Below are 4695 nucleotides of genomic sequence, written 5' to 3' on the forward strand. Positions count from 1 at the left end.
CTTCTCGATAATGGTGTCGCCGACGGCGATGTCCTCGGTGGCGAAACGCATCAGCAGATGGGTCACCGGGCTGTCCCAGCGCAGGGTCTCCTCCACCGCGGCCTCCCAGGTGAGGTCACCGGCGCGGATGGCGCTCAACTGGTCCGGCCGCCCCAGCAGGGCGCGCACGGCGTTGAGGATGAGGCCGATGGTGGTTTCGTGCCCGGCGGCCACCAGTGCCTTCAGGTTGCCCACCACCTCTTCTTCGCTGAGCGGCTCGGTGCCGTCGCCGCCGACGATGAAGGCACTGGTCAGGTCGTCGGCCGGGTCGGCTGTCTTCTTGCGCACCAGGTCGGTGAAATAGACGTCCAGCTCGTCGATCACCCGCAGTCGCTCCTCTTGCGGGGTCAGCAGGGAGAAGAACGCTTTGTACCAGTCGAGCAGCATCGGATGGTCGGCACGGTCCACGCCCATCAGCTCGCTGATCACCCGCATGGGCAGCGGATAGGCGAACACCGTCTTGAGGTCGGCCACCGCGCCCTCGCGCCCGGCCTCGGCGAGATCGTCGAGCAGCTCGGCGGTCATCCGCTCGATCGTCGGCCGCAGCGCGTCGAGCCTGCGCTTGGTCAGCGCCTGGGTGGTCTTGATCCGCAGCCTGCGGTGCTCGGCGCCGTCGACGGTGAACATGGAGCGGCCCGCGTCGATCATGCCGATCAGCGGCCACTGCCTGGTCACCGCGCCGGACTGCCACAGCGACCACGCGTTGATGTCTTTAACCAGCCGGGTGTCGACGAGCAGCTGCCTGGCGAGCGTGTGCTGGGTGACGGTCCAGGCGGGCACGCCGAGCAGTTCGATCCGGGCGAGTGGGCCTTCGGCGCGTAGCCGGCTGGTCTCCGCGCCCAGGTCGCCGACCATCGGATCGATGACAAGGGTCGCTGCGTGCGGGCATTCGGTGCTCACGGGGTACCTCCGACGGCGCGAACGGGTGTGAAGCGGACTGGCAGGGATGTCATGCCGCGCAGGAAGGCCGACGGTCGCCGGACCAAGTTCCGGGCGGGTACCGCGAGATCGAGGTCGGGCAGCCGGTCGAGCAGGACCTCGATGCCGGTGCGCGCGATGACCTCGGCGATCTCCTGCGCGGGGAAGGGACAGCGGTATTCGCCGTAGCTGAACGCGAAATGCGCGCTGTTGCCGGTGTGGGCGGGCTCGGCGCCGTCGGAGACGTGCTGGCGCACATGGGGATCGGCATTGGCGGCGGCCAGGCCGAGCAAAAGCATGTCCCCGGCGCGGATCACCTTGTCGCCCAAGCGCGTGTCGCGGGCGGCCCAGCGTCCGGCGAGGATCTGGGTCGGCGTGTCCTCCCACAGGACTTCGTTCATCGCCTGCCCCACGCTGTGGCGCCCGCCGCCGAGGGCGGCGGCGAACCGGTCGTCGGTGAGCATCAGCCGCACCGAGTTCCCGATCCAGTCGGCCGTGGGCAGGTACCCCGCGGCGGTGATCGCCATCAGGTCCAGAACGTATTCCTGGTCGGTGAACGGACCGGGATGCGCGAGCATCCAGGACACCAGATCGGCGCCCCGCGCGCTCTTCTTGCTCGCGAGCAGGCGCTGCATGTGCTCGGCGAACTGCTGATGCGCGGCTTGGGCGTCGGACCCGCCGTCGGCGAGGGTCTTCATCGTCCACGCCACCTGCGGTCCGTCCTCGTCGGGGAAACCGAGAATCCGCGCGAGCGCCAGCACCGGCAGCGGCTCGGCGAAATCGGCGACCAGTTCCGCTTCGCCCCGGCCGCAGAACGCGTCGATCAGGCGGTCGGCCAAATCCTCACAGGCACGGCGCAATCCGAAGGTGTCGACCGCCTCCAGCGCCGGCTCCACCATCGCCACGTGCCTGCGGTGCTGCGCGCCCGCGGTGAAATAGATCGATGGCATCGGCTGCCCGACCATCGGCAGCAGCGGCCAGTCCGGCGGGATGTTCGGCCACTGGTTCCATCGGCCGACATCGCGCGGGAACAATTCGGGATCGCTGGTCACCTGGTGCACTTCGCGGTAGCCGATGACCAGCCACGCGGGGACGCCGCCGGGCAGTTCGACGGCGACCACCGGGCCGTGCTCGCGGCGCATCTCGTGATAGAGCTGGTGCGGATCGGTATGGAAACGCGGGCCGCTCAACGTGACCGGGGCGGCGTGAACGGGACAGCTGTCGGTGGAACTCGGCGCGGGCGTGGTCATGACGCGGCCTCCGGAGTCGGGAGCAAGGGGCGCCGGGCCGCAGGAGGCGGGGCGAGGGAGTAGAGGTGCTCGACGAGAGTGATGAGGACGTTCTTGCCGGACTCGCGGGAGCGGGCGTCGCAGTCGATCACCGGCACATGCGGATCCAGGTCGAGCGCGTCGCGGACCTCGTCGGGGCGGTGGCCGCCGCCGAAGTCGTTGCAGGCGACGACGAACGGCGTCTTCTGGTGTTCCAGCCGGTCGACGGGGTACCAGGAATCGGCGATCCGGTGCGGGTCCACCAGCACGATCGCGCCGAGCGCGCCGGTGAACAGCCGGTCCCAGAGGAACCGGAACCGCTCTTGTCCCGGTGCGCCGAAGAGGTAGAGCACGTGCTCGTCGTCGATGGTGATCCGGCCGAAGTCGAAGGCGACGGTGGTCGTCGACTTACCCGGCGCGCCACTGGGATCGTCGATACCCAGCCCCTCGTCGGTCATGATCGCCTCGGTGTCCAGCGGCCGGATCTCGCTGACCGCCCGGACCATCGTCGTCTTGCCCACGCCGAAACCGCCGACGATGACGATCTTCAGGCCCCGCGTGGTCGCACGATGCAGGGGGGCGTCCGCGCGGGCCGGGCGCGGGTCAGAGGTTGCGAAGTCCAACGAGCACCTTCTCGAGCGTCGTGGTGTCGGGCAGGAAGTGCCAGGGCGAGCCGGGGGGAGCGGCGAGCGGCGGACGCACGGTGATCTTGCCCGCGTGCAGCAGGTCCGACAGCAGGATGGTGGCGATGCCGACTGGAATCCGCAGCTCCGCGGCGATTTCCACGACGGCGGTCGGGGCGCGGCACAGATCGAGGATCGCCACGTGCTCGGACTGCATGCCCGCGGTCGGCGCGCACTCGCTGACCACCAGGGTGACCAGATCGAAGGTGTCGGAGTCCGGCTTGCTGCGGCCCCCGGTCAGCGTGTAGAGCCGATCGGGGTCGTCATCGCGGCCTGGCCTGGTCACGACACGCCCGCTCCCGGGAAGCGCGGCGCGGCCGCCAAGTACTCACCCAGCTGTTCCACCAGTTCGCGCATGTTGTGGCCGACCAGTCCCGCGTCCGCGTCCTCGGCGGCGACGACCGCGATGTGCGCGCCCAGCCCGGCTTCGACGATGAACAGGATGCCGCCGTAGAACTCCGTCATCGACTGGCGCACCCCGGCCCGCCCGTCGCCGAACTCCACCGACGCGCCGTGCGAGAGGCTCTGGATGCCCGCCGCGATGGCGGCGAGCTGGTCTGCCCCGTCCACGGTGAGTTCGGGCGTGTGGCAGATCTTCAACCCGTCGCTGGACAGCAGCAGGGCATGCCTGGTGCGCGGGGTGCGGGTGAGCAGCTGTTCCAACAGCCAGCTCAGCCGAGCGGTCTCGGAGGTCGTCATAGTTGGTTCTCCACGGAGCCGGAAGGGGCGGGGGCAGGGGTGGCGGCACGGCCCGTCGCGGGCCCGCTCACCGCGCGCTGGAACGCGCCGAGCGAGTCGGGGCGTGCCGCAGGGGGAGTCGGCGCGGTGGGCTCCGGTGCGGCGAGCCCGTCGGGATGGACCGCGGCCAGTGTGCTGCCTCGACGGCGCTTGGGCAGCGCGGGGCTCGCGCCGAGCGGAGCGTGCTCGGCGGTGGATGGCCGCGCCGTGGCGGATCGCACGGGCTCCGGATCGGCGTGCGTGTGCTCCGGCGGCGCGGTGATGTGGGTGCGTTCGCGTGCGACGGGCAGCGTGCCGGTGGTAGTGGACGCCAGCGGCCGCTCCGCGCGGGTGGTGAGATCCCGCGGGATGACCACCACCACGGCGGTGCCGCCGATGGCCGAAGGCCGGTAGGAGACGGTGAGCCCGTGCTTGCGCGCGAGGTTGCCCACCACGGCGAGGCCCAGCCGGGTCCCGGTGAGCGAGGACAGGTCGACTCCCGCGCCGCGTTCGTCCGATCCGGTGGCCGCCACCGCCGCCTCGGCGCGGCGCAGCGCCGACTCGCTCATGACCAATCCGCTGTCCTCGATGGTGATGATGACGCCCGCCGGAACCTCGGCGGCGTAGACGTGTACCTCGGTGGTGGGCGGGGAGAAGTTGCAGGCGTTGTCGAGCAGCTCCGCCAGCGCGTGCATGACGCCTTCCGCGGCATGGCCGGAGATCGCGATGTCGGCGACGGCGCGCAGCCGCACCCGTTGATAACCCGCGACGCGCCCCATCGCACCGCGCAGAACCGATTCCATGGCAATCGGTTTGGCCCACCGGCGGCCGGATCGCGCGCCGCTGAGCACGGCGATGCTGTCGGCCAGCCTGCCGGCCTGGGCGGTGTGGTGATCCAGTTGCAGCAGGTCGGCGAGCACGGTGGGATCGCCGTGCCGGTGCTCCATCTCGCGCAGCTCCGCGAGCATGCTGGTGGTCATCGCCTGCATGCGGCCCGCCGCGCCCGCGAAAGCCGCCATGGCCGCGGCGCGGCGGTTCTCGCTGCTCTCGGCTCGGGCCTCGGATGCGGC

6 protein-coding genes are annotated in these 4695 nt (G+C 70.7%); all 6 read right to left on the minus strand.

What is annotated here, in order from left to right; all coding sequences use genetic code 11:
* A partial coding sequence (locus NA8_RS32045; protein WP_063054029.1) for a cytochrome P450 family protein occupies nucleotides 1–939 on the minus strand: 939 nt, incomplete at its 3' end.
* Nucleotides 936–2207 (minus strand): cytochrome P450 family protein, encoded by a 1272-nt coding sequence (locus tag NA8_RS32050; protein WP_063054030.1) that lies wholly within the window; start codon nucleotides 2205–2207, stop codon nucleotides 936–938. The genes NA8_RS32045 and NA8_RS32050, both read right to left, overlap by 4 nt.
* Nucleotides 2204–2848: a GTP-binding protein gene (locus NA8_RS32055; RefSeq protein WP_063054031.1), complete on the minus strand. Its 645-nt coding sequence runs from the start codon at nucleotides 2846–2848 to the stop codon at nucleotides 2204–2206. The genes NA8_RS32050 and NA8_RS32055 overlap by 4 nt, the downstream gene beginning before the upstream one ends.
* A complete protein-coding gene (locus tag NA8_RS32060) occupies nucleotides 2829–3194 on the minus strand; it encodes a DUF742 domain-containing protein (RefSeq protein ID WP_063054032.1) in 366 nt (121 codons plus the stop codon). The genes NA8_RS32055 and NA8_RS32060 overlap by 20 nt, the downstream gene beginning before the upstream one ends.
* Nucleotides 3191–3607 carry a roadblock/LC7 domain-containing protein gene (locus NA8_RS32065; protein ID WP_040866307.1) on the minus strand — a complete coding sequence of 139 codons (417 nt, stop codon included), beginning with the start codon at nucleotides 3605–3607 and terminating at the stop codon, nucleotides 3191–3193. The genes NA8_RS32060 and NA8_RS32065 overlap by 4 nt, the downstream gene beginning before the upstream one ends.
* Nucleotides 3604–4695: sensor histidine kinase (locus tag NA8_RS32070; protein WP_063054033.1), on the minus strand; the 1092-nt coding region annotated here is incomplete at its 5' end. The genes NA8_RS32065 and NA8_RS32070, both read right to left, overlap by 4 nt.

Source organism: Nocardia arthritidis NBRC 100137, assembly GCF_001612765.1.
In the GTDB taxonomy this organism is placed as follows: domain Bacteria; phylum Actinomycetota; class Actinomycetes; order Mycobacteriales; family Mycobacteriaceae; genus Nocardia; species Nocardia arthritidis.